The sequence below is a fragment of the Flavobacterium johnsoniae genome (assembly GCF_030388325.1).
GTDB lineage: Bacteria > Bacteroidota > Bacteroidia > Flavobacteriales > Flavobacteriaceae > Flavobacterium > Flavobacterium johnsoniae_C.
Map to the genome: position 1 here is coordinate 3,652,034 of NZ_CP103794.1, position 22,746 is coordinate 3,674,779.

The 22,746-nt window shown below is 31.5% G+C and carries 23 protein-coding genes; 17 read left to right on the forward strand and 6 right to left on the reverse strand.

What is annotated here, in order from left to right; genetic code table 11:
* Positions 1-13: 13 nt before the first annotated feature.
* Positions 14-196 carry a CAL67264 family membrane protein gene (locus tag NYQ10_RS15945; RefSeq protein WP_184165917.1) on the forward strand — a complete coding sequence of 61 codons (183 nt, stop codon included), beginning with the start codon at positions 14-16 and terminating at the stop codon, positions 194-196.
* Between the two features lie 47 nt (positions 197-243).
* Positions 244-1,935: an energy-dependent translational throttle protein EttA gene (gene ettA, locus NYQ10_RS15950; RefSeq protein WP_289877232.1), complete on the forward strand. Its 1,692-nt coding sequence runs from the start codon at positions 244-246 to the stop codon at positions 1,933-1,935.
* A 224-nt stretch (positions 1,936-2,159) separates the two neighbouring features.
* Here ettA and NYQ10_RS15955 read toward each other — a convergent pair whose 3' ends face one another.
* Both NYQ10_RS15955 and NYQ10_RS15960 read right to left on the reverse strand, forming a co-directional pair.
* Positions 2,160-2,573 carry a thiol-disulfide oxidoreductase DCC family protein gene (locus NYQ10_RS15955; protein ID WP_289877233.1) on the reverse strand — a complete coding sequence of 138 codons (414 nt, stop codon included), beginning with the start codon at positions 2,571-2,573 and terminating at the stop codon, positions 2,160-2,162.
* A 263-nt stretch (positions 2,574-2,836) separates the two neighbouring features.
* The gene (locus tag NYQ10_RS15960) at positions 2,837-5,002 is read right to left on the reverse strand and encodes an endonuclease MutS2 (protein ID WP_289877234.1); all 2,166 of its coding nucleotides are present in this window, start codon (positions 5,000-5,002) and stop codon (positions 2,837-2,839) included.
* Between the two features lie 167 nt (positions 5,003-5,169).
* On the opposite strand from NYQ10_RS15960, the gene NYQ10_RS15965 reads away from it, so the two are divergent.
* On the forward strand, positions 5,170-5,835 hold the full coding sequence (locus NYQ10_RS15965; protein ID WP_289877235.1) for a uracil-DNA glycosylase: 666 nt from the start codon (positions 5,170-5,172) through the stop codon (positions 5,833-5,835).
* Between the two features lie 206 nt (positions 5,836-6,041).
* Here the strand turns inward: NYQ10_RS15965 and NYQ10_RS15970 are convergent, their stop codons facing one another.
* From NYQ10_RS15970 to NYQ10_RS15985, 4 genes are all read right to left on the reverse strand, one after another.
* Entirely contained in the window at positions 6,042-6,416 is a 375-nt protein-coding gene (locus tag NYQ10_RS15970) for a DUF4258 domain-containing protein (protein ID WP_276173653.1), read from the reverse strand.
* A 36-nt stretch (positions 6,417-6,452) separates the two neighbouring features.
* Positions 6,453-7,652, reverse strand: a complete 1,200-nt coding sequence (locus tag NYQ10_RS15975; protein ID WP_276173652.1) for an alanine dehydrogenase — start codon at positions 7,650-7,652, stop codon at positions 6,453-6,455.
* 189 nt (positions 7,653-7,841) lie between these two features.
* Entirely contained in the window at positions 7,842-8,249 is a 408-nt protein-coding gene (gene tsaE / locus NYQ10_RS15980; protein WP_289877236.1) for a tRNA (adenosine(37)-N6)-threonylcarbamoyltransferase complex ATPase subunit type 1 TsaE, read from the reverse strand.
* An 83-nt stretch (positions 8,250-8,332) separates the two neighbouring features.
* The gene (locus tag NYQ10_RS15985) at positions 8,333-9,886 is read right to left on the reverse strand and encodes a bifunctional response regulator/alkaline phosphatase family protein (RefSeq protein ID WP_289877237.1); all 1,554 of its coding nucleotides are present in this window, start codon (positions 9,884-9,886) and stop codon (positions 8,333-8,335) included.
* A gap of 225 nt (positions 9,887-10,111) precedes the next feature.
* Between NYQ10_RS15985 and NYQ10_RS15990 the strand changes: the two genes are divergently transcribed.
* The 14 genes from NYQ10_RS15990 to NYQ10_RS16055 all read left to right on the forward strand — a co-directional run bounded on the left by NYQ10_RS15990 (position 10,112) and on the right by NYQ10_RS16055 (position 22,647).
* The gene (locus NYQ10_RS15990) at positions 10,112-11,341 is read left to right on the forward strand and encodes an HD domain-containing protein (protein ID WP_289877238.1); all 1,230 of its coding nucleotides are present in this window, start codon (positions 10,112-10,114) and stop codon (positions 11,339-11,341) included.
* A 39-nt stretch (positions 11,342-11,380) separates the two neighbouring features.
* The gene (gene lpxD, locus NYQ10_RS15995; protein ID WP_289877239.1) at positions 11,381-12,424 is read left to right on the forward strand and encodes a UDP-3-O-(3-hydroxymyristoyl)glucosamine N-acyltransferase; all 1,044 of its coding nucleotides are present in this window, start codon (positions 11,381-11,383) and stop codon (positions 12,422-12,424) included.
* Positions 12,417-13,805 carry a bifunctional UDP-3-O-[3-hydroxymyristoyl] N-acetylglucosamine deacetylase/3-hydroxyacyl-ACP dehydratase gene (locus tag NYQ10_RS16000; protein WP_289877240.1) on the forward strand — a complete coding sequence of 463 codons (1,389 nt, stop codon included), beginning with the start codon at positions 12,417-12,419 and terminating at the stop codon, positions 13,803-13,805. The genes lpxD and NYQ10_RS16000 overlap by 8 nt, the downstream gene beginning before the upstream one ends.
* Before the next feature lie 74 nt (positions 13,806-13,879).
* On the forward strand, positions 13,880-14,665 hold the full coding sequence (gene lpxA, locus NYQ10_RS16005; protein WP_289877241.1) for an acyl-ACP--UDP-N-acetylglucosamine O-acyltransferase: 786 nt from the start codon (positions 13,880-13,882) through the stop codon (positions 14,663-14,665).
* A 143-nt stretch (positions 14,666-14,808) separates the two neighbouring features.
* Positions 14,809-15,375 (forward strand): elongation factor P, encoded by a 567-nt coding sequence (efp, locus tag NYQ10_RS16010; protein ID WP_095929274.1) that lies wholly within the window; start codon positions 14,809-14,811, stop codon positions 15,373-15,375.
* Between the two features lie 120 nt (positions 15,376-15,495).
* Positions 15,496-16,425, forward strand: a complete 930-nt coding sequence (locus NYQ10_RS16015; protein ID WP_289877242.1) for a UDP-3-O-(3-hydroxymyristoyl)glucosamine N-acyltransferase — start codon at positions 15,496-15,498, stop codon at positions 16,423-16,425.
* A gap of 1 nt (position 16,426) precedes the next feature.
* Positions 16,427-16,789: a nuclear transport factor 2 family protein gene (locus NYQ10_RS16020; protein WP_289877243.1), complete on the forward strand. Its 363-nt coding sequence runs from the start codon at positions 16,427-16,429 to the stop codon at positions 16,787-16,789.
* Between the two features lie 86 nt (positions 16,790-16,875).
* On the forward strand, positions 16,876-17,748 hold the full coding sequence (gene sucD / locus NYQ10_RS16025) for a succinate--CoA ligase subunit alpha (RefSeq protein WP_111291027.1): 873 nt from the start codon (positions 16,876-16,878) through the stop codon (positions 17,746-17,748).
* A gap of 139 nt (positions 17,749-17,887) precedes the next feature.
* Entirely contained in the window at positions 17,888-18,316 is a 429-nt protein-coding gene (locus NYQ10_RS16030) for a hypothetical protein (protein ID WP_289877244.1), read from the forward strand.
* A gap of 164 nt (positions 18,317-18,480) precedes the next feature.
* The gene (gene fabG / locus NYQ10_RS16035) at positions 18,481-19,227 is read left to right on the forward strand and encodes a 3-oxoacyl-[acyl-carrier-protein] reductase (protein ID WP_071637930.1); all 747 of its coding nucleotides are present in this window, start codon (positions 18,481-18,483) and stop codon (positions 19,225-19,227) included.
* 79 nt (positions 19,228-19,306) lie between these two features.
* Positions 19,307-21,334, forward strand: a complete 2,028-nt coding sequence (locus tag NYQ10_RS16040) for a hypothetical protein (RefSeq protein ID WP_289877245.1) — start codon at positions 19,307-19,309, stop codon at positions 21,332-21,334.
* 65 nt (positions 21,335-21,399) lie between these two features.
* On the forward strand, positions 21,400-21,804 hold the full coding sequence (locus tag NYQ10_RS16045; RefSeq protein ID WP_289877246.1) for a hypothetical protein: 405 nt from the start codon (positions 21,400-21,402) through the stop codon (positions 21,802-21,804).
* A gap of 57 nt (positions 21,805-21,861) precedes the next feature.
* On the forward strand, positions 21,862-22,347 hold the full coding sequence (locus NYQ10_RS16050; RefSeq protein WP_289877247.1) for a hypothetical protein: 486 nt from the start codon (positions 21,862-21,864) through the stop codon (positions 22,345-22,347).
* A gap of 30 nt (positions 22,348-22,377) precedes the next feature.
* Positions 22,378-22,647, forward strand: coding sequence for a hypothetical protein (locus NYQ10_RS16055; RefSeq protein WP_289877248.1), 270 nt, complete (start codon positions 22,378-22,380; stop codon positions 22,645-22,647).
* The last annotated feature ends 99 nt before the right edge of the window (positions 22,648-22,746 follow it).

The window sequence follows — 22,746 nt, forward strand, 5'->3', positions numbered from 1 at the left end:
TAATTACACAATTATGGGAATGAATAAAAACACCATTTTAGGATGGGCTACTTTTATAATGGTACTTATGGGATTGTTGCTTATCGCTCTAGGAATCTTTAGATATAGTGATGTTTCTGGTTGGGGATTTGGTGCTGTTGGAGTTGGTTTTTTTGCTAATGCATGGGTATTCAACGCATTGAAAGGTAGAGTTTAGTTTAGATTTAAATTGAAAATTATAATAATTAACATAATAACATAAAAATGTCAGACGATAAGAAAGTAATTTTCTCAATGCAGAAATTGAGTAAAACCTATCAGGGTGCAGACAAACCAGTACTTAAGAATATTTATTTGAGTTTCTTTTACGGAGCTAAAATTGGTATTTTAGGTCTTAACGGTTCTGGAAAATCTTCTCTTTTAAAAATTATTGCAGGAGTTGATAAAAATTACCAAGGTGATGTGGTTTTTCAACCTGGCTATACCGTTGGTTATTTGGAGCAAGAACCAATTCTTGATGATTCAAAAACGGTTATCGAAATTGTTCGTGAAGGAGCTGCTGAAACGATGGCAGTTTTGGAAGAATACAATCAAATTAATGATTTATTTGGTCTTGAAGAAAATTACTCAGATCCAGATAAAATGGATAAATTGATGGATCGTCAAGCGGCTTTGCAAGATAAAATTGATGCGCTTGGAGCTTGGGAAATCGATACAAAATTAGAAATCGCAATGGATGCTTTGCGTACTCCAGAAGGAGATACGCCTATTAAAAACCTTTCTGGAGGAGAGCGTCGTCGTGTAGCTTTATGCCGTTTGTTATTGCAACAACCTGATGTATTGTTATTAGATGAGCCAACCAACCACCTTGATGCTGAGTCAGTTCTGTGGTTAGAGCAACACTTGGCGCAATATTCTGGAACTGTAATTGCTGTAACGCACGACCGTTATTTCTTAGACAACGTTGCAGGCTGGATTTTGGAGTTGGATAGAGGAGAAGGTATTCCATGGAAAGGGAATTATTCTTCTTGGTTAGATCAAAAATCGAATCGTTTAGCGCAAGAAGAAAAAGTGGCTTCTAAACGTAGAAAAACTTTAGAGCGTGAGTTGGAATGGGTTCGTCAAGGAGCAAAAGGACGTCAGACAAAACAAAAAGCTCGTTTACAGAACTACGATAAATTATTAAATGAAGATCAAAAACAACTAGATGAAAATCTAGAAATTTATATCCCGAACGGTCCACGTTTAGGAACAAATGTTATTGAAGCTAAAAATGTTGCAAAAGCTTTTGGTGAAAAATTATTGTATGATAATTTGAACTTTACGTTGCCACAAGCCGGAATTGTTGGAATTATCGGACCAAACGGTGCTGGTAAATCTACTATTTTCAAAATGATTATGGGAGAACAAGCTACTGATAGCGGTGAATTTTCTGTTGGAGAAACTGTAAAAATCGCTTACGTAGATCAGTCGCACTCTAATATTGATCCGAATAAATCTATTTGGGAAAACTTTGCTGATGGTCAGGAATTGATTATGATGGGCGGAAAGCAAGTGAACTCTAGAGCATATTTATCACGTTTCAATTTTGGTGGTGGCGAGCAAAACAAAAAAGTTTCTATGTTGTCAGGTGGTGAGCGTAACCGTTTACACTTAGCAATGACTTTGAAAGAAGAAGGAAACGTACTTTTACTGGATGAACCAACAAATGACTTAGATGTAAATACACTTCGTGCACTTGAAGAAGGTCTTGAAAATTTTGCTGGCTGTGCCGTAATTATTTCTCACGACAGATGGTTCTTAGATAGGATTTGTACACACATCTTAGCTTTTGAAGGAGATTCTGAAGTTTATTTCTTCGAAGGAAGTTTTACAGATTACGAAGAAAATAAAAAGAAACGTCTTGGAGGTGATTTAACTCCGAAACGTTTGAAATACAGAAAGTTGATTAGATAATTTTTCTAATAAATTTCAATAAAAAAAATCCCAAATTCCAATTATTGTGAATTTGGGATTTTTTTTTGAGACAAAGTATTGTCATTTCGAGGAACGAGAAATCACACTCGGGACTCGACAAAGATTAGAGAATTGCTATACGGAATTTCTAGTGTGATTTCTCGTTCCTCGAAATGACAATATTGAGCTAAATTGGAATTTGAAATTTAAAAAATTGGAATTTTCTACAAAAATTTAGATTTCAATTCCGGTGTCGGAATCATACAGCTTTCTTTTTTGCCGTACCAATTGTATCTATTTTTTGCGATATAATCATAAATCCTATCACTTATAAAAATCGGTACAATTCTAAAAATAGGGGTTAACTTCCATAAACCTCCAAAATTTTTAGCTATTTCAATTACTGCTGAAGATTTATAAAAATAAGCTGTTTTTGGATCATACAAAATAATACTGTCCATTTTAGAAAAGCTGATTCCTAAATGTTTACAGATTGAAATACCCAAATCTGATTGCAATGCAACAAATCTGAAAATGTCTTTTTTGTCATGGTTTATAATAAATTGTACAGCAGAACTGCACAGGTTGCAAACTCCGTCAAAAAGAACTATTTTTTTATTTTCTGGAAGGCTTTCCATTTCAAAATCTTTGTTTCAAGTTTTATATTTCACGTTTTTGCATACATGAGATAAAGTATAAATTAGCTAAACAAGTATTTATTTGTTTTAACTATTGCATTTTTATTTTTGATAAATTTTATAAATTAAAAACGGCTTTAATAAGTCTTTTTAGATGAATTTTAAAAAAATGAGAATCTATTTTGTTGTAATTTCAGAAATCGTTTCTTAAATCGCTTTATTTTGATTTTTGACTTTTTAGTCATGTTTTAAGACTGAAAAGTTTATTTTTTAACTGCTTCTACCAGTTCCAATTCTTCCAAACTTACTTTCGAAGTAAAAATGCCATAATTTACTGTCGCTTTATTTTTTTCGATCGAATCGATACTTCCAACAGATCTTCCGTCAAGCATTCTTACTCGATCACCAACTTTTAAAATTGGTTTTGGTTTTTCAACAACTGGTTTAAGTTTTTTCTCTTTTTTCTCTTGACGAATTTCTTCAACTTTTACCTGAACTTCAGCGATAATTTCTTTTTGTTTTTCAACTTTTGCTTTTGCTTCTTTTGGAGTTGCTTTTTTACGTTTAGAATTTTCAATTTCAACAATTTTCAAAAATTCACCAATAAGTTCTTTTTTATTTTTGTTGTTGAAATATTTCTCGGCAATGTCATCAATTTTTTGTCCAATATAAATTATTTTCTGATTGCTATCATATAATTCTTGATAGCTTTCTAATTTTTGCTGGATTTTAGTATTGATGTTTTCCATCTTTTTACTTTCCTCACGTGCACGAGTTTCTTCCTCTTTTAAATTCAGAGAAGTTTTTTCTAATTTCGAACGCTCTTTTTGAAGAGTGGCGATGGTTTTATCGAAACGAACTTTTCCAACTTCTATTTTCTTTTTCGCGCGATTGATCAATCCAAACGGGATTCCATTTTTTTGTGCAACTTCAAAAGTAAACGAACTTCCAGCTTGTCCCAAAGCTAACTTATACATTGGCTCAAGAGATTTTTCGTCGAACATCATGTTAGCATTTGTTGCATATGGCAATTCGTTTGCTAAAATTTTCAAATTAGAATAATGCGTTGTAATAATTCCAAAGGCTTCGCGATGATAAAATTCTTCCAAGAAAATTTCAGCCAAAGCTCCTCCCAATTCTGGATCAGAACCTGTACCAAATTCGTCAATTAAAAACATGGTTTTTTTATTACATTTTTTTAAAAAGTAATTCATGTTTTTTAATCTATAACTATAAGTACTTAAATGATTTTCAATAGATTGATTGTCTCCAATATCAGTTAGAATTCTGTCAAATAAGAAAGTTTCACTTCTTTCGTGAACCGGAATCAAAATTCCGGATTGCAACATTAATTGTAATAAACCAACTGTTTTTAAAGAAATGGTTTTTCCTCCAGCATTTGGTCCAGAAATTACAATAATTCTGTTTTCTTGTTTTAATTCAATAGTTTGAGGATATGTAACTTCTTTTTTTTGCTTATTGTTTAAGTACAAAATCGGATGATACGCTTCTCTAAAGAATAATCTTCTTTCTTCAGTAATTGTTGGAAGAATTCCATTAATACGATTTGCATATTTTGCTTTTCCGGCAATTACATCAATATCACTTAAAAAGTCTTGATACTCAATTAACAAAGGAAGATACGGACGAATTACATTTGATAAATTTTTTAAAATTCTAGTAATTTCTTCTTTTTCTTCATATTCTAAATTCGCCAATTCGCGCGAATATTTTAAAGTAGCTTCTGGCTCAATATAGGCAATACTTCCCGTCTTGGAACTTCCTAAAACAGAGCCTTTTACTTTTCGGCGATACATCGCTAAAACCGCTAAAACTCTACGATTTTGCACAAAACTTTCTTTAATGTCGTCCAAATATCCTAAACCATTGTATTGTGTTAAAGCTGAACCAAAACTTTGATTTACTTTTCCGCGAACCAAATTCATATTCTGGCGAATTCCAGAAAGAGCAGGAGAAGCATTGTCTTTTATTTCTCCATATTTATCTACAATTGCATCAATTGCAGAGATAATATCTTTTGTTAATTCTACTCGAGAAGCTCTTGCATTTAAGTTTGGATAATAGTCATCGAATTTTTTAAGGAAATTCAACAAGACATTTGTAGTCGCAGAAAGATTGGCAATTTTTCTGAAACTTCCTACTTCAAGAAAGCTGTCTTCAATTGCTAAGAATTTAATTTCATGAGTGATAGCTTCAAATCCGTGATTCGGAATTGCGTTGTTATTTTGAAAAGAAGAAACATATTCTGATGTCTGCATTAATGACTGCATCAATTCTTCTTTATTTCTAATTGGTTTTATTTGTAAAGCCTTTTCTTTTCCAATGTCGGTGTTGCATCCATCAGAAATGGTTTCTAATACTGTTGGAAATTGTAAGTCTTGTAACGTTTTTTCGGTAATGCTGATCATTTAATTTCTTTATGAAAGTAAAGGCAAAAGTACGAAAACATTCATGAATTATTAATTGTGAATTATTAATTGTGAGTTTTTAGTTTGCTTAATTTTTAACTTTCGACTTTTGACTTTGGACTTTTTGATTTTTAGTATTAATTGCTGAAATTCGCATAAAAAAAATTATGGACGTAAAAATGCATTCTTCTTGGAAACCTATTTTGAATGAAGAGTTTGAAAAACCATATTTCAATACATTAATTGATTTCGTAAAGTCAGAGTACGCGACTAAAGTTTGTTATCCAAAAGGCAACCAGATTTTTTCAGCTTTTGATCATTGTCATTTTGACGAAGTGAAAGTTGTTATTATCGGGCAAGATCCTTATCATGGACCAAATCAGGCAAATGGTTTATGTTTTTCTGTAAATGACGGGATTCCATTTCCGCCTTCACTTCAAAATATATTTAAAGAAATTCATGATGATTTTAATATACCGATGCCTAGTAGTGGAAATTTAGAACGTTGGGCAGATCAAGGTGTTTTTCTTTTAAATGCAACTTTAACTGTTCGTCAATCTGAAGCAGGAAGCCATCAAGGAAAGGGGTGGGAAAAATTTACCGATGAAGTTATCAGACAGATTTCTGCTAAAAAAGAGAATGTTGTGTTTTTACTTTGGGGTGGCTTCGCTCAGAAGAAAGCTGCTTTGATTGATGCATCAAAACATTATATTTTAAAATCAGGACATCCTTCGCCTTTAAGTGCAAACAGAGGTTTTTGGTTTGGAAATAAACATTTTAGCCAAACTAATGAATTCTTGAAATCTAAAGGATTGAAAGAAATTGAGTGGTAATTTTTTTTAAGTTACAAAGTTTCAGAGTTACAAAGGTGCAAAGTTTTTTCCTTTGGCTTTTTAGCTTTTCATTAAATAAAAAGATTAAACTTTAATATTGTGAATTCGACTTAAAGAGAAATCGCACTACAAACTCTACAAAGAATAAATTTTACTTTGCGGAAATTCTAGTGCGATTTCTCTTTTCAGTCGAAATGAAAAAGACTTTATTTTTTAATAATTTCTTCTAAAACAGCTTTATTTTCATAATTAACCACTTTTAGAATAATCTCTTGATTTTTTACAGTTTTTCCTTCAATAATATAAAGTTTGCCTTTATTCATTGGAACATTGCTTTTATCAAAATCAACATCTCCGTAAGTTAATGTGTTTTTAATATCTGCGGTATCAACCCATTTTTCATTTAAAGTCTGAATAGCTTTTTCAGAATATTGAAAAGGTTTTGTTCTTAGATTGTTTAAAACTCGGGCATTTGGAAAATAATTACAACGAGTGTCTTTTCCGCTAAAAATAGCTGCTACGACAAAACATCCCATTACAAGACCAATTAAATAATATGCAAAACGGTGTACGAACTTCATGAAATAATTTTTTTGCAAAGGTACATTAAAGTTCCTTTAAAAAACAAGTAAATTAATATCGTTGTCAGGAAGATCAAACCAGTCGCCAATAGCTTTATTTGTTAGAATTCCATGATATAAATAAATTCCGTTTTTGAGACCTTTATTGCATCTAATGGCGCTTTCAATTCCACCATCTTCGGCTATCTGATGAAGATATGGCGTTAAGATATTACTGATTGATAATGAGGCGGTTTTAGAATATCTTGAAGGTATATTTGGTACACAATAGTGCAGAACGTTGTTTTTGATAAAAGTTGGTTTTTCGTGAGTTGTCACTTCAGAAGTTTCAAAACAACCGCCAGTATCAATGCTAACATCGACAATTACGGCTCCTTTTTTCATATGTTCAACCATAGTTTCGTTGACTACAATCGGACATCTTTCTTTTCCGCGCATTGCGCCAATTGCAACATCACAACGTCTTAAAGCTTTTAAAAGTCCTTTTTGCTGTATAGTTGAAGTGAAAATTCGCTGATTTAAATTGTTTTGTAAACGGCGTAATTTAGTGATAGAATTATCAAAAACTTTTACGTTTGCACCAAGTCCAATTGCAGTTTTTGCAGCAAATTCTCCGACAGTTCCTGCTCCAAGAATTACGACTTCGGTAGGAGGAACTCCAGTAATATTTCCAAATAAAAGTCCTTTTCCAAATTCGTCGGTAATCATTAATTCGGCAGCAATAAGAATTGAAGCGGTTCCTGCAATTTCGCTTAAAGATTTTACGGCAGGATAAGAACCGTCTTCGTCTTTAATATATTCAAAAGCTAAAGCAGTGATTTTCTTTTTTGCTAAAGCTTCAAAGTATTCTTTCTTCTTAGTTTTAAGCTGAATGGCCGAAATGATAACGGTTTCTGGATTTATCATTTCTATTTCTGCTAATGTTGGCGGTTCAACTTTTAATAGAAAGGGACAGCCAAAAACTCTTTTTGCATCTTTTGTTATTTCTGCGCCAGCATCTGCGTATTCCTTATCAGTATAACTCGAACTTTCTCCAGCTCCAGATTCAATCATAACGCGATGACCAGCGTATGTAAGTGAATTTACAGCATCTGGAGTTAAGCAAATACGACGTTCCTGGTAACTTGTTTCTTTAGGAATTCCTATAAAAAGTTCTCTTTTAAAACGACCAACCTCAAGTTTTTCTTCTTGCGGCAGTAATTGTTGTTTTGTAAATGGAGTTAACGTGATTGACATGGATTGTGCAAAAAATTAAGAGTACAAATTACGTAAAAAGTTTTAGAATTAGTGTAAAAAATCTGCTAATACTATATATTGGAATGTTAAGATATTTTTTATGTTTCTTTATAAAATTGCTTGAGATATCAATACGTGGATTTATTTTTGTAAAGATTCTCAAAGTTTTCACAGAAATTCACAAAGATTCTAGTTCAATTGCAACTCTCTTTTTCCGTCTTCTAATAATTTAATATTTATTGTAGAATGTTCGTCGGGAATTAAACTTGCTATTTTTTCAGACCATTCGATAAAACACCAATTACCAGAATACAAATAATCATCTACTCCCATATCAAGAGCTTCTGTTTCTTTGTTTAATCTATAAAAATCGAAATGATAAACTATTTGATTATTAGAGGTATAGTATTCATTAACTAAAGAAAAGGTTGGACTGCTTGTCGCGTCTTCAACTCCTAAACTTTTGCATAATTGTTTAATTAAAGTTGTTTTTCCAACTCCCATTTCTCCATTAAAAAGAATGATTTTTTTTGGATTTGAAGCTATAATTTGCTCGGCAACTTCTTGAATTTGATCTAATGAAAAAACGATGTTCATTTTTATTATATATTTTATTTTAGTCTCAGTCACAGTTTTTAGTCTCAGCTAAGAACTGTAAACTGTGACTGAGCCTGAAAACTTTATTTTGGGTTAAATACCAAAAATGGAATAATCATTTCTTCCAACGAAATTCCGCCATGCTGGTACGTATTTTTATAATAACTCACATAATGATTGTAATTGTTTACATACGCCAAAAAGAAATCATTTTTGGCAAAAATAAACGAACTACTCATGTTTATTGCAGGCAAACCAATTGTTTTAGGTTCTTTTACTACGTAAACATCTTTTTGTTCATACGTTAAACTTCGTCCAGTTTTGTAACGCAAATTTAGACTTGTATTTTTATCTCCCACAACTTTCGACGGATTTTTTACATTAATTGTTCCGTGATCGGTTGTTAAAATCAGTTTGAAACCTAAAAGTTGTGCTTGCTGAATAATTTCTAACAAAGGCGAATTTTTAAACCAGCTCAATGTTAGCGAACGATAAGCTTTATCGTCTGAAGCTAGTTCTTTTACAACTTCCATTTCAGTTTTAGCGTGGGAAAGCATGTCGACAAAATTGTAAACTACGGTCACCAAATCATTGCCTTTTAAGGCTTTAAAGTTTTCGGCTAATTTTTTACCTCCCGAATAATTAGTGATTTTAAAATAATCTTCTTTAATGTTAAGTCCCAATCTTTTTAATTGAGCAGATAAAAATTCGGCTTCGTAAAGATTTTTTCCGCCATCTTCTACATCATTTTTCCAATACTCCGGAAATTGTTTTTCCATTTCTAAAGGCATCAAACCAGAAAAAATTGAATTTCTTGCGTACTGCGTAGCGGTTGGAAGAATAGAATAATAAGGAACTTCTTTTTCTAACTTGTAATAATTTGACACAACAGATTCAAAAGATTTCCATTGATCGTAACGAAGATTGTCAATTACAACAAAAAGAATTGGTTTGTCTTTCTTTTTAAGTTCAGGAACAACCAGTTCTTTAAATAAAGTATTGGACTGTATTGGTTTATCTGCTTTTGGCGCAAACCAATCTTCGTAGTTTCTTTCAATAAATTTACCGAATTGAGAATTGGCTTCTACTTTTTGAGATTCTAGAATTTCGATCATCGCTGTGTCGTTGATATCTTCTAGTTTTAATTCCCAAAAAAGTAATTTTTTATACAATTCAATCCAATCTTCATAAGAATTAACCATGGCTAATTCCATAGCGATTTTCCTGAATTCTTTCTGATAATCTAAAGTTGTTTTTTCTGTAATTAATCTAGAATCATCCAGATTTTTTTTCAAACTCAACAAGATCTGATTCGGATTTACAGGTTTAATCAAATAATCGGCGATTTTAGAACCAATGGCTTCTTCCATAATATATTCTTCTTCGCTCTTGGTGATCATAATCATAGGAATAGCAGATTTTTTTTCTTTCATTTCAGAAAGTGTTTCCAATCCGCTCATTCCAGGCATGTTTTCATCCAAAAAAACAATATCAAAGCTATTCTCTTCAAACAAAGCAATAGCATCAAGTCCGTTATTGCAAGTTGTAACTTCGTAATTCTTTTTTTCTAGAAATAATATGTGGGGCTTTAAAAGATCGATTTCATCATCGACCCAAAGTATTTTTATCTTATCCATAAATCAATTATAATTTTTACTGCAATTTAAAGTTATAGAACTTAAAAAGTATTAAAAATAGTATAAAGTTCTCAAAGTCTGACTATGAATTTATTTTAAATTTTAACATTTTTTAGTCTATTTTATTGATAATCATTATAATTTCAACTTTCATTTTTAAATAAAAAACACCAATCTCTTTATACTTATTTACTTATATTTGTTGACCTAAAAAATATCGCAATAGTGACTCAGATCAATAAACTCAAAATATTCAACGATCCCATATATGGTTTTATAACGATTCCGAATGAGCTTGTTTACGATTTAATTCAGCATCCTTATTTTCAGCGTCTTCGTCGAATCTCACAAATGGGATTGTCTTATTTGGTATATCCGGGCGCTAATCATACTCGTTTTCATCATGCTTTAGGATGTATGCATTTGATGAAAAAAGCAATTGATACGCTTCGTTTTAAAGATGTTGTGATTTCTGAAGATGAAGAAAATGCTTTATTGATTGCTATTTTACTGCATGATATTGGGCACGGACCATTTTCTCATGCTATGGAAAGAAGTATTGTTGAAGATGTTCATCATGAGGCGATTTCATTATTATTTATGAATCAGCTAAATGAAGAATTTGAAGGGAGATTGAGTCTAGCAATTCAGGTGTTTAAAGGAGAATATCATAGAAAGTTTATGTTGCAATTGATTTCAAGTCAATTGGATATGGATCGAATGGATTACTTGAAACGTGATAGTTTTTATACAGGAGTTGCAGAAGGAAATGTAAATTCTGAACGTTTGATTCAAATGATGAATGTTGAAAATGACGTGTTGGTTATTGAAGAAAAAGGAATTTATTCTGTTGAAAAATTTCTGCTTTCAAGAAGATTAATGTATTGGCAGGCTTATTTACATAAAACGAGTTTGGTTGCCGAATTAATTTTAATGAAAGTGTTGAAAAGAGCCAAAGAATTAATTTTAAAAGGAATTGATCTTCCGTGCAGCGAACCGCTTTCTTATTTCATGCATAACAAAATAACGCTTGAAAATTTTGATGCAGAAAAGCTTGATTTGTTTGCACAATTAGATGATTTTGACATTATAAGCGCCTTGAAAGCTTGGCAGAGAAATGATGATTTTGTTTTGAGTACTTTAAGTAAAATGATCATAAATAGAGATTTACTGAAAATTAAAATGAGTGCGGAGAAAGTTTCTGTTGAAGAATCTCAAGCTTTAAAAGAGAAATTTGCAAGTCAGCATCATATCAGCCAATTAGATGCTGGTTATTTTATTTTTAGAGGAAAAATAAAAAATCAAGCATATAGCAAAGAAGCAGAACCTATTCGAATTTTGAAAAAAGATAAAACAATTGAAGATGTTGTTGAAGCTTCTGATCAGCTGAATTTGAAATCGTTATCTAAATTGGTAACAAAATATTATATCTGTTTTCCAAAACAACTTATCTAAAATTAACATTTAAAATCTATTTTTTATATTTTTGTCGCGATGAAATTTACAGCAGAACAAATAGCAGGAATTTTAGAAGGAGAAGTTGTTGGGAATCCCAATGCAGAAGTTTCTAAGCTTTCCAAAATCGAAGAGGGCGAAAATGGATCGCTTACTTTTTTGGCTAATCCAAAGTATATCAATTATATATACAGCACAAAAGCGACTGTTACAATTGTTAACGAGACCTTTGTTCCAGAACAAGAAATTACTACTACATTAATAAAGGTAGAAGATGCTTATGCGGCATTTTCTAAGCTTTTACACTTTTATAATCAAGTTAAATTAAATAAAACAGGTATCGAACCTCAGTCATTTATGTCTGAAGGAACTAAATATGGAGAAAATCTTTATTTAGGAAGCTTCAGTTACATCGGACAAAATGTTGTTCTAGGTGATAATGTGAAAATTTATCCAAACAGTTTTATTGGAGATAACGTTGTTATTGGTAATAATGTTTTCATTTTTGCTGGTGCAAAAATCTATTCAGAAACAGTTATTGGTAATGATTGTACAATTCACTCAGGCGTTATAATCGGAGCTGATGGTTTTGGCTTTGCTCCAAATGAAAATGGAGAATATAGTAAAGTACCTCAAATCGGAAACGTTATTCTTGAAGATAATGTTGATGTTGGAGCTAATACTACAATTGACAGAGCAACTCTTGGTTCTACAATTATTAGAAAAGGAGTGAAGTTAGACAATCAGATTCAGATTGCTCATAATGTAGAAATCGGAAAAAATACTGTGATAGCTGCTCAAAGTGGTGTTGCAGGTTCTACTAAAATTGGAGAAAACTGCATGATTGGAGGTCAGGTAGGTATCGCAGGGCATTTAATTATAGGTAATAATGTTAGACTTCAAGCGCAATCTGGAGTTGCTAGAAACATTAAAGATGATGAAGTTTTGCAAGGAACTCCATCACTTGGATATACTGATTTTAATAAATCTTATGTTCATTTTAAAAATCTGCCTAAAATTGTGGCCGAAGTTGAAGAATTAAAAAAACAAATAATAAACCCAAAAAATGGAAATAATGGTTAAACAGAAGACCATCAAAAATGAAATTTCGCTAACAGGAGTTGGTTTACATACTGGAAAAGAAGTTACAATGACTTTTAAACCTGCACCCGTTAATAATGGTTTCACTTTTGTAAGAGTAGATTTGCAAGGTCAACCAGTCATTGAAGCTGATGCTAATTATGTTGTTAATACTCAGAGAGGTACTAATCTTGAGAAATTAGGAGTTAAAATTCAGACTCCAGAGCACGTTTTAGCTGCAGTAGTTGGCTGCGATTTGGATAATATTATTATTGAATTGAATGCCTCTGAACTTCCAATTATGGATGGTTCATCAAAATATTTTGTTGAAGCGATTGAAAAAGCTGGTATCGAAGAGCAAGATGCTCAACGTAATGTATATGTAGTTAAAGAAGTTATCTCATTTACAGACGAAGCAACAGGAAGCGAAATTCTTGTTATGCCAAGCGATGAATATCAAGTAACAACAATGGTAGATTTTGGTACAAAAGTTTTAGGTACTCAAAATGCTACACTTAAAAGTCTTTCTGACTTTAAACAGGAAATTGCAAGCTCAAGAACTTTTAGTTTTCTGCATGAATTAGAATCTTTATTAGAACATGGTTTAATTAAAGGTGGAGATTTAAATAATGCAATTGTATATGTAGATAAAGAAATCTCTGAGTCTACAATGGAAAATTTAAAGAAAGCATTTGGTAAAGATGAAATTTCTGTAAAACCAAATGGCGTTTTGGATAACTTGACTTTGCATTATCCAAACGAAGCGGCAAGGCACAAATTGCTTGATGTTATTGGAGATTTATCTTTAATCGGAGTTCGTATTCAAGGAAAAATTATTGCTAATAAACCAGGGCATTTTGTAAATACTCAATTTGCTAAAAAGCTGGCAAAAATCATTAAAATAGAGCAAAGAAATCATGTTCCAGTTTATGATTTAAATCAAGAACCTTTGATGGATATTCATAAAATTATGGCGATGCTTCCTCACAGACCTCCATTTTTATTGATTGATAGAATTATCGAAATGTCTGATCGTCATGTGGTTGGTTTGAAAAATGTAACGATGAATGAAAATTTCTTCGTAGGACATTTTCCTGAAGCACCGGTTATGCCAGGAGTTTTAATTGTTGAAGCAATGGCGCAAACAGGAGGAATCTTAGTTTTAAGCACTGTTCCAGATCCTGAAAATTATTTGACTTACTTTATGAAAATTGATAATGTAAAATTCAAACATAAAGTATTGCCAGGTGATACCTTAATTTTTAAGTGCGAATTAATTTCTCCAATCAGAAGAGGAATTTGTCATATGCAGGCAAATGCCTATGCAAATGGTAAATTAGTAACTGAAGCAGAATTAATGGCACAAATAGCAAGAAAACAATAATAAATTATCAAATTTATTGTTTAGGTTTGTTGCCTCAAATCGAAATATTTTAATTAAAAATATAAAACATACAGATGAATCAACCATTAGCATATGTTCATCCAGGCGCGAAAATCGCTAAAAACGTTGTAATAGAGCCATTTACAACAATTCACAATAATGTTATTATTGGTGATGGTACTTGGATTGGTTCAAACGTGACCATTATGGAAGGAGCTCGAATTGGTAAAAATTGTAATATTTTTCCAGGAGCTGTAATTTCTGCTGTGCCACAAGATTTAAAATTTGGAGGTGAAGATTCTCTTGCTATTATCGGTGATAATTGTACAATTAGAGAATGTGTAACTATAAATAGAGGTACAATTGCTTCAGGTCAAACTGTTATTGGAAACAATTGTTTGGTAATGGCTTATGCGCACATTGCACACGACTGCGAAATTGGAAATAATGCTATTATAGTAAATGGTGTTGCTTTGGCAGGTCACGTAGTTGTTGGTAATCATGCTGTTATTGGAGGTTTAGCTGCTATCCATCAATTTATTCATATTGGAGATCATGCAATGATTTCTGGAGGATCGTTGGTTAGAAAAGACGTTCCGCCATATACTAAAGCTGCAAAAGAACCATTATCTTATGTTGGAATCAATTCTGTTGGTTTAAGAAGAAGGGGATTTACAACTGAAAAAATTAGAGAAATTCAGGAAATCTACAGAATTTTATACCAAAAAAATTACAATACAACTCAAGCTTTAAGTATTATTGAAGCTGAAATGGAAGCGACTCCTGAAAGAGATGAAATTTTAGATTTTATCAGAAATTCATCTCGAGGAATTATGAAAGGTTACTCAGGAAACTATTAATTTTAGAGTTTAGATTTCTGATTTTAGATTTCTAAACTACAGATAATAAATAACAATAAAAATGAAGATTGATTTCTTTGTCTAGAAATCTAAAATCTATCCCGAGGCTTCGGGACTAAAATCTAAAATAAAAAAAAAACAAAATGGCATCTACATCAGATATTAGAAACGGATTGTGTATTAAATTTAATCACGATATCTATAAAATTATCGAATTTCTTCACGTAAAACCTGGAAAAGGTCCAGCTTTCGTAAGAACAAAATTGAAAAGTTTAACTTCAGGAAAAGTATTAGATAATACATTTTCTGCAGGTCATAAAATTGACGTTATTCGTGTTGAAACACATACATTTCAGTACTTATATCCAGAAGGTGATGAATTTCACTTTATGAATGCTGAAACGTTTGAACAAATTTCTTTAAACAAAAACATTTTGGATGCTCCAGATTTGTTAAAAGAGGGAACAAACGTAATGGTTCAAATTAACACAGAAACAGATTTGCCATTATCAGTAGATATGCCTGCATCTGTAATTCTAGAAGTTACTTATGCTGAGCCAGGTGTAAAAGGAAATACAGCAACTAACGCTACTAAAAATGCAACTGTAGAAACTGGTGCAAATATCAATGTTCCTTTATTTATCAATGAAGGAGATAAAATTAAAATTGATACAGCTTCAGGTTCTTACATGGAGCGTGTAAAAGAGTAGTTTCTTAATTAAGATAATTTGACAATGAGTCAGTTAGATAACTTGTGAATCGACAAAATTTTGTATATTCATATTCTAATTGACTCATTTTCTAATTGACAAATTCTCTAATTATAACATATGAAATTTCAAAAGAGTCATTCTTTACAAGAAATTGCAAATTTGCTTAATTGCAAATTTATTGGTGACAAAGACTTTCAAGTTTTAGGCATGAACGAAATACATGTAGTTGAGCCTGGTGATATTGTTTTTGTTGACCACCCAAAATACTACGATAAAGCTCTACAGTCTGCGGCTACTATTGTTTTAATAAATAAGGAAGTAGAATGTCCAGAGGGCAAAGCACTTTTAATCTCCGATGATCCATTTAGAGATTTTAATATTCTAACCAGACATTTCAAACCTTTTCAGTTTGCGAATGTAGCAATCGCTCCTTCAGCAGAAATAGGAGAGGGTACAGTGATTCAACCAAATAGTTTTATTGGTAACAATGTTAAAATAGGAAAAAACTGTTTAATTCATTCTAACGTTTCTATTTACGATCATACTGTAATTGGCGACAATGTAATTATACATGCAGGAACAATTTTAGGAGCAGATGCTTTTTATTACAAAAAACGTCCCGAAGGTTTCGATCAGTTAATTTCTGGTGGAAGAGTTGTTATTGAAGACAATGTTGGGATTGGTGCGCTTTGTACGATTGACAAAGGTGTAACTGGAGATACAACTATTGGCGCAGGAACAAAGTTAGACAATCAAGTTCATGTTGGTCATGATACCGTTATTGGTAAAAAATGTTTAATAGCTTCACAAACTGGTATTGCTGGATGCGTAATTATTGAAGACGAAGTTACTCTTTGGGGTCAGGTAGGAACTACTAGTGGTATTACTATTGGAACAAAAGCTGTTGTAATGGGGCAAACCGGTGTTACTAAATCTGTTGAAGGAGGAAAATCATACTTTGGTACTCCGATAGAAGAGTCTAGAGAAAAATTGAAACAATTAGCCAATATTAAGAAGATTCCTGAAATTTTAAGTAAATTGAAGTAATATGTCTATCAAAGAGTTTGTTCAGAAATTTTATAAGTCAGATGCCTTAATCGATAGTGAAATTTTAAAAACATATCTGCATCCCGACGTTATACTAGAATGGAATAGCAGTAAAGGTTTCATTCAGATGGATTATGATTCGATAGTAGAAATGGCAAATGACCTTAGTCGTGCATATGTGCGCTCGAAGGTAAGAATTAGCCATATTATTAGTGAAAATGATTTAGTATCAGTACGTTACTCTCATTTTGTAAAAACTATCGAAAATCCAAGAGAAGAAATGCTTTTAGCTCATTTTTCAACCATTTGGCAGATTAAAGATGATAAACTTTACAGGGGTTATCAGATGAGTCAATTTTCTTAATATTTTTTTGACAATAAAAGAGGCAAAATACATTACAAAACCTTATTTTTGCAACACAAATTTAAAAACTACATAAAATATATATCATGAGTGTTTTAGTTAATAAAGATTCCAAAATAATTGTTCAGGGATTTACAGGAAGCGAAGGAACTTTCCACGCTTCTCAAATGATTGAGTACGGTACTAATGTTGTTGGTGGTGTTACTCCAGGAAAAGGAGGGACTAGCCATTTAGATCGTCCGGTTTTTAATACAGTAAAAGATGCTGTTGATCAAGCTGGAGCTGATACTTCTATCATTTTTGTTCCGCCAGCTTTTGCTGCTGATGCAATTATGGAAGCTGCTGATGCTGGAATTAAAGTAATTATTGCTATTACAGAAGGAATTCCTGTAGCAGACATGATTAAAGCAAATAATTATGTTAAAGAAAGAAATTCAAGATTAATCGGTCCTAACTGTCCAGGTGTTATTACTCCAGGTGAAGCTAAAGTTGGTATTATGCCAGGTTTCGTTTTCAAAAAAGGAACTGTTGGAATCGTTTCTAAATCAGGAACTTTAACTTACGAAGCTGCTGACCAAGTTGTAAAACAAGGTTTAGGAATTACTACAGCTATCGGAATTGGTGGAGATCCAATTATTGGAACTACTACTAAAGAAGCTGTTGAATTGTTAATGAATGATCCAGAAACTGAAGTAATCATTATGATTGGTGAAATTGGAGGTCAATTAGAAGCTGATGCTGCAAGATGGGTAAAAGCTGATGGTAACCGTAAACCAGTTATTGGTTTTATCGCTGGAGAAACAGCTCCTGCTGGTAGAACAATGGGTCACGCAGGTGCTATTGTTGGCGGTTCTGATGATACAGCTGCTGCTAAAAAACAAATCATGAGAGACAACGGAATTCACGTTGTTGATTCACCAGCTGAAATTGGTAAAAAAGTAAAAGAAGTACTTGGATAATCTCCAATTATCTTAAATAATAAATTTTAAAAGTCTCAATATTTTGTTGAGACTTTTTTACATTTTAAAGACTGAGGCGTAAATAGAAAAAAAACTTAGCATCTTAGTGCCTCAGCATCTTAGAAGCTTAAAAAGAAATATGAGTAAAGATTTAGAAAAATTTAAAGTAAGCAATAGTTTTACTTTTACAATTGAAGATAGTTTAGAAGAAGTTTGTAATGCGCCAGAAGGAAGTGCTGGAATCTTTGTTGTTTATGCAGTAGAAAATGATTCAAAAGAACTTATTATGGTAGGTTCTACAGGAACTGTACAAAACGACGGAACTTTAAAAAGTAAAAATGGTGGATTATACGATAAAATTGTAAACGGACACCAATTTGCAAAAACGGGTAGAAAATATTCTTGGCCAGCACAAATGAAATTAGAAAATATTTCTGCTTTAGAAGTGGTTTGGTATGAAACATTCAATGCAGATGTAAAAGCTATCCCTACTGCTGTTGAAGGACAAGTTTTACAGAATTTCTTAGATCAAAGTGCTAAATTGCCAAGATGGAATGTGGCTTTCTAAGGAAATAAATTACAGATACTAAAAAAGCCCTGCTAGTAATTATTAGCGGGCTTTTCTGTTTTAGAAATAAAGAAAATTCTAAACCAATTTTTGTATCACAAATTTTATTAAACGCCCAAATACTCTATATTTGTATTTCAAAAAATAAAAACGAATACCTTAATATGAAATTACTAGAAGGAAAAGTTGCAATTATTACTGGTGCAAGCCGTGGAATTGGAAAAGGAATTGCTGAAGTTTTTGCTAAACATGGAGCAAATGTTGCTTTTACATATAGCTCATCTGCAGCATCTGCAGAAGCTTTAGAAGCAGAATTGAATAGTTTAGGAGTTAAAGCGAAAGGATACCAATCTAACGCAGCAGATTTTAACGAAGCTCAAACTTTTGTTGATGCTGTTTTGGCAGATTTTGGAACTGTAGATATCTTAATCAATAATGCCGGAATTACAAAAGACAATCTGTTAATGCGCATGTCTGAAGCAGATTTTGACCAAGTAATTGATGTGAATTTGAAATCGGTTTTTAATATGACAAAAGCGATTCAAAAAACTTTCTTAAAACAAAGAGCTGGTTCAATCATTAATATTAGTTCTGTGGTTGGAGTTTCTGGAAACGCTGGTCAAACAAACTACGCAGCTTCTAAAGCAGGTGCAATCGGATTTACAAAATCTGTAGCGCTTGAATTAGGTTCTCGTAACATTCGTTGCAACGCAATCGCTCCAGGTTTTATCGAAACTGAAATGACTGCAAAATTATCTGAAGATGTAGTAAAAGGATGGAGAGAAGGTATTCCGTTGAAACGTGGCGGAACTACAGAAGATGTAGCAAACGCTTGTCTTTTCTTAGCTTCAGATATGAGTGCATACATTACAGGACAAGTTCTTAATGTTTGCGGAGGAATGCTTACTTAATAAGTTGATTGTTGATGGTTTTTAGTTTATAGTTAACAGCCATAAACCATAAACTAACAACCAATAACTAAAAACAAATATGACTACAAACACAATTCTTTTATTATTACTTTCTTTAGTAATTGCTGGTGGTTTGTCGTATTTTCAATATTTTTTCAAAGCCAAAAGTAAATCTAATGTGATGATACTTTTGGCTTTTTTACGTTTTCTATCCATTTTCGGAATATTGGTTTTATTGATAAATCCGATAATTTCTAAAAATTCGCTAGAAATCACCAAAACACCTTTGGCAATTGTTGTCGATAATTCAAGTTCGATTGTTGCTTTACAATCAGATAAAAAAGCAGTTGAATTATATCGAAAACTTATTTCAAATCCTGCTTTAAAAGAAAAATTCGAAATTCAATCGTATCAGTTTGATAATGATTTTAAAACTTCAGAAAAATTTGATTTTAAAGGAAATCAAACCAATTTAGATGAAGCGGCTAAAAATTTAAAAAGCATAAATAAAAACCTGATTTTCCCGACCGTTATTATTACAGACGGAAATCAAACTACAGGAAACGACTACGTTTATAGATTCGATCCTGTCAATAAAGTTTATCCTTTGGTGGTGGGAGATACAACCACTTTTTTCGATTTAAAAATCAATCAATTAAACGTAAACAAATACGCTTTTCATAAAAATAAATTTCCAGTCGAAGTTTTTCTGCAATATGCAGGAAATAAAACTGCAAATGCAGAATTTACCATTTCGCAAGGAAATGCAGTTGTTGCAAAAGAGAAACTTTCTTTTTCACCTTCAAAAAAAACAGCTTCTTTAAACTTGCTTTTACCAGCAGATAAAGTTGGTTTGCAAATTTATAAAGCAAGTATTCAATCTTCGTCAAAAGAAAAAAACAGCTATAACAATATCAAGAATTTTGCAGTAGAAATAATAGATCAGAAGTCTACAATTGCAATTGTTTCTACAATAAATCATCCAGACATTGCCGCTTTAAAACGTTCGATTGAAGTTAATGCGCAACGTAAAGTAATATTAGTTAAACCAAATCAAATTAATGATTTACAAGATGTTTCTGTTTTGGTTTTGTATCAGCCAACAACTGCTTTTAAATCAATTTTCGACAATAATAAATTGAAAGGAATAAATGCCTTTATTATAACTGGAAACAATACCGATTTTAATTTCTTAAATCAGCAGCAAAATAATTTAGTTTTTAAAATGAGCGGACAACGTGAAGATTTTCTAAGCGAATTCCATTCTGATTTTAATCTTTTTGCAATTGACGATATTGGTTTTGAGAATTTTCCGCCATTACAAAATCCATTTGGAAATATAAGCACAAACGGAAATGTATCGGTTTTACTTTCGTCAAAAATTAGAAACGTTTCTACAAATGCGCCATTGTTGGCTTTTACCGAAAATCAAGGAAAAAGAACTGCTTTTCTTTTAGGAGAAAATAGTTGGAAGTGGCGTTTACAAAGTCACGTAGATAATCAATCATTTGAAAAGTATGATGTTTTTATTGATAAAATTATTCAATATTTGGCTTCATCAAATTCAAAGAAATCTTTAGTTGTAACACACGAAAGTTTTTATAATTCTGGAGAAGAAATTATTATCAATGCACAATATTTTAATAAAAACTACGAGTTTGACGAAAAAGCCATGCTTACAATCAGCGTTGTAAATGCAGCGACTAAACAAACCAAAAATTACGATTTATTAAAAGGAAGCAATTCGTTCTCAGCTAATTTAGAAGGACTTCCAGCAGGAAAATATAATTTCGTAGTAAAAGAATTAAATTCAAATACTTCATACGCAAGTCATTTTGAAATTTTAGATTTTGATATCGAAAAACAATTCGTAAATCCTGATGTCGCAAAATTGCAGCAATTGGCACAACAAACGGGAGGGAAAGCTTTTTTCGAAAATCAAGCAGATCAATTGATTAATACACTTTTAGAAAATTCAGAATATAGATCAATAGAAAAGAATATTTCTAGTAAAACCCCAATTATTGACTGGGTTTGGCTGTTGATTTTGATAGCTGTTTTACTCACTACGGAGTGGTTTATTAGAAAATATAATGGGTTGCTTTAATAGTTGTAAATCTTCAAAGGAACAAAGGTTCATGGTTTTTAATAAACTTATAAAATGATGTGTTGATGGATGATATTCAGAATATTTTAAATGAAATATTTCCTTTTGTAGAAAGGTTATTAAAAGAGTATGGGGAATTTTATCCTTTATCTTGCGCTGTAAATGTAAATAACGAAGTCGAGCATATTCTGCTTGAGGAAAACGAGGATAATGATTTTCCAACTTCAACATCAGTAATAGATGAATTAAAGAAAGTGTTACGCTATCAAAAAGATAATTTTTTAGCAATCGCAATTTTTTATGATGTTGAATTAAAAGAAGAAAAAACTTCTGCAATAGCTGTTTTTGTTGAGCACAAAACAGAAAAACTAGCTTACACTTTTTATTTTCCCTATAAACTTAATGAAGACGATTTGATTCTTGGAGAATCTTGGAAAGTTATTAATGAAACAGATATTTTTGAAGATTAATCCTTTTCTTTTGCTATTTGAGATCTTTTTTATTGTATAAATTTAAAATATTAAAATATGTTTAATCCTTTTAAAAGAAGTAAAGAAGATGTTGTTTTTAATATGTTCAAAGAACGACTAGAAAAGAGAGGTTTAACTATTAAATCTATTGATGATGAAGGTTTTATTTACATAGATGTAGATGAGTCAGATTTGAAAATAAGCTTAGAAAATGTTAGGCTTAATTATAAAAGAGATTCTGATGAAACTCATATTGATGACTTAGTTGATGTAATTATTTCACATTCATTTAAAATTGATGATTGGGAGAAAATAAAAGACAAAATATATATACAGTTTGTTCCAAATGATTTTGATTTTGGAAATACTATAAATGAACGGGTTACAAATGAATTTAGTAAAGTCTTTACATTAAGCCTTAATAATGGTTACTCGTTTATTATAAATGATAATTTATCTGATTGGAATATTAATTTAAAAGATTTACAAAATCAGGCAGATTTTAATTTAGGAATTCTTCTTTTAAGTAAAGTGAAAATTTAACTTGAAGATATTGAAGGTCATAAACTTGGTATGATTAATATAGATGAAGTTTTGCTTAAGAGTTCTTGTCTTTTTTCTTTAAAAATAAAGGATTTAGTTGAAGATAATATTGGTTATCCATTTTATGCTGTAATTCCTGTGAGAGACTTTTGTTATATTTTTTCCGAGGTAGATTTTGAATATTTTTCTCAACGTTTAGGCTCTGTTGTTCTTGATGAATATAATAATTCTGGATATGCTATTACAACAGAAATATTAAGATTTTCTGAAAATGGAGTTGAAGCAATTGGGAAATACTAGATAGTCAAGTAATTAGAGCTTAATATTTATTATGATAACAAGAAGATTTTAAAGTTTTTAAGTAACTTGAAACTTTAAACATGAAACAAAAGAAACAAT

Bases quoted from the DNA above. Each gene is read 5' to 3' on its own strand.
- NYQ10_RS15945 (WP_184165917.1), top strand. From the start codon at position 14: ATGGGAATGAATAAAAACACCATTTTAGGATGGGCTACTTTTATAATG.
- ettA (WP_289877232.1), top strand. From the start codon at position 244: ATGTCAGACGATAAGAAAGTAATTTTCTCAATGCAGAAATTGAGTAAA.
- NYQ10_RS15955 (WP_289877233.1), bottom strand. From the start codon at position 2,573: ATGGAAAGCCTTCCAGAAAATAAAAAAATAGTTCTTTTTGACGGAGTT.
- NYQ10_RS15960 (WP_289877234.1), bottom strand. From the start codon at position 5,002: ATGATCAGCATTACCGAAAAAACGTTACAAGACTTACAATTTCCAACA.
- NYQ10_RS15965 (WP_289877235.1), top strand. From the start codon at position 5,170: ATGGACGTAAAAATGCATTCTTCTTGGAAACCTATTTTGAATGAAGAG.
- NYQ10_RS15970 (WP_276173653.1), bottom strand. From the start codon at position 6,416: ATGAAGTTCGTACACCGTTTTGCATATTATTTAATTGGTCTTGTAATG.
- NYQ10_RS15975 (WP_276173652.1), bottom strand. From the start codon at position 7,652: ATGTCAATCACGTTAACTCCATTTACAAAACAACAATTACTGCCGCAA.
- tsaE (WP_289877236.1), bottom strand. From the start codon at position 8,249: ATGAACATCGTTTTTTCATTAGATCAAATTCAAGAAGTTGCCGAGCAA.
- NYQ10_RS15985 (WP_289877237.1), bottom strand. From the start codon at position 9,886: ATGGATAAGATAAAAATACTTTGGGTCGATGATGAAATCGATCTTTTA.
- lpxD (WP_289877239.1), top strand. From the start codon at position 11,381: ATGAAATTTACAGCAGAACAAATAGCAGGAATTTTAGAAGGAGAAGTT.
- NYQ10_RS16000 (WP_289877240.1), top strand. From the start codon at position 12,417: ATGGTTAAACAGAAGACCATCAAAAATGAAATTTCGCTAACAGGAGTT.
- lpxA (WP_289877241.1), top strand. From the start codon at position 13,880: ATGAATCAACCATTAGCATATGTTCATCCAGGCGCGAAAATCGCTAAA.
- efp (WP_095929274.1), top strand. From the start codon at position 14,809: ATGGCATCTACATCAGATATTAGAAACGGATTGTGTATTAAATTTAAT.
- NYQ10_RS16015 (WP_289877242.1), top strand. From the start codon at position 15,496: ATGAAATTTCAAAAGAGTCATTCTTTACAAGAAATTGCAAATTTGCTT.
- NYQ10_RS16020 (WP_289877243.1), top strand. From the start codon at position 16,427: ATGTCTATCAAAGAGTTTGTTCAGAAATTTTATAAGTCAGATGCCTTA.
- sucD (WP_111291027.1), top strand. From the start codon at position 16,876: ATGAGTGTTTTAGTTAATAAAGATTCCAAAATAATTGTTCAGGGATTT.
- NYQ10_RS16030 (WP_289877244.1), top strand. From the start codon at position 17,888: ATGAGTAAAGATTTAGAAAAATTTAAAGTAAGCAATAGTTTTACTTTT.
- fabG (WP_071637930.1), top strand. From the start codon at position 18,481: ATGAAATTACTAGAAGGAAAAGTTGCAATTATTACTGGTGCAAGCCGT.
- NYQ10_RS16040 (WP_289877245.1), top strand. From the start codon at position 19,307: ATGACTACAAACACAATTCTTTTATTATTACTTTCTTTAGTAATTGCT.
- NYQ10_RS16045 (WP_289877246.1), top strand. From the start codon at position 21,400: ATGGATGATATTCAGAATATTTTAAATGAAATATTTCCTTTTGTAGAA.
- NYQ10_RS16050 (WP_289877247.1), top strand. From the start codon at position 21,862: ATGTTTAATCCTTTTAAAAGAAGTAAAGAAGATGTTGTTTTTAATATG.
- NYQ10_RS16055 (WP_289877248.1), top strand. From the start codon at position 22,378: ATGATTAATATAGATGAAGTTTTGCTTAAGAGTTCTTGTCTTTTTTCT.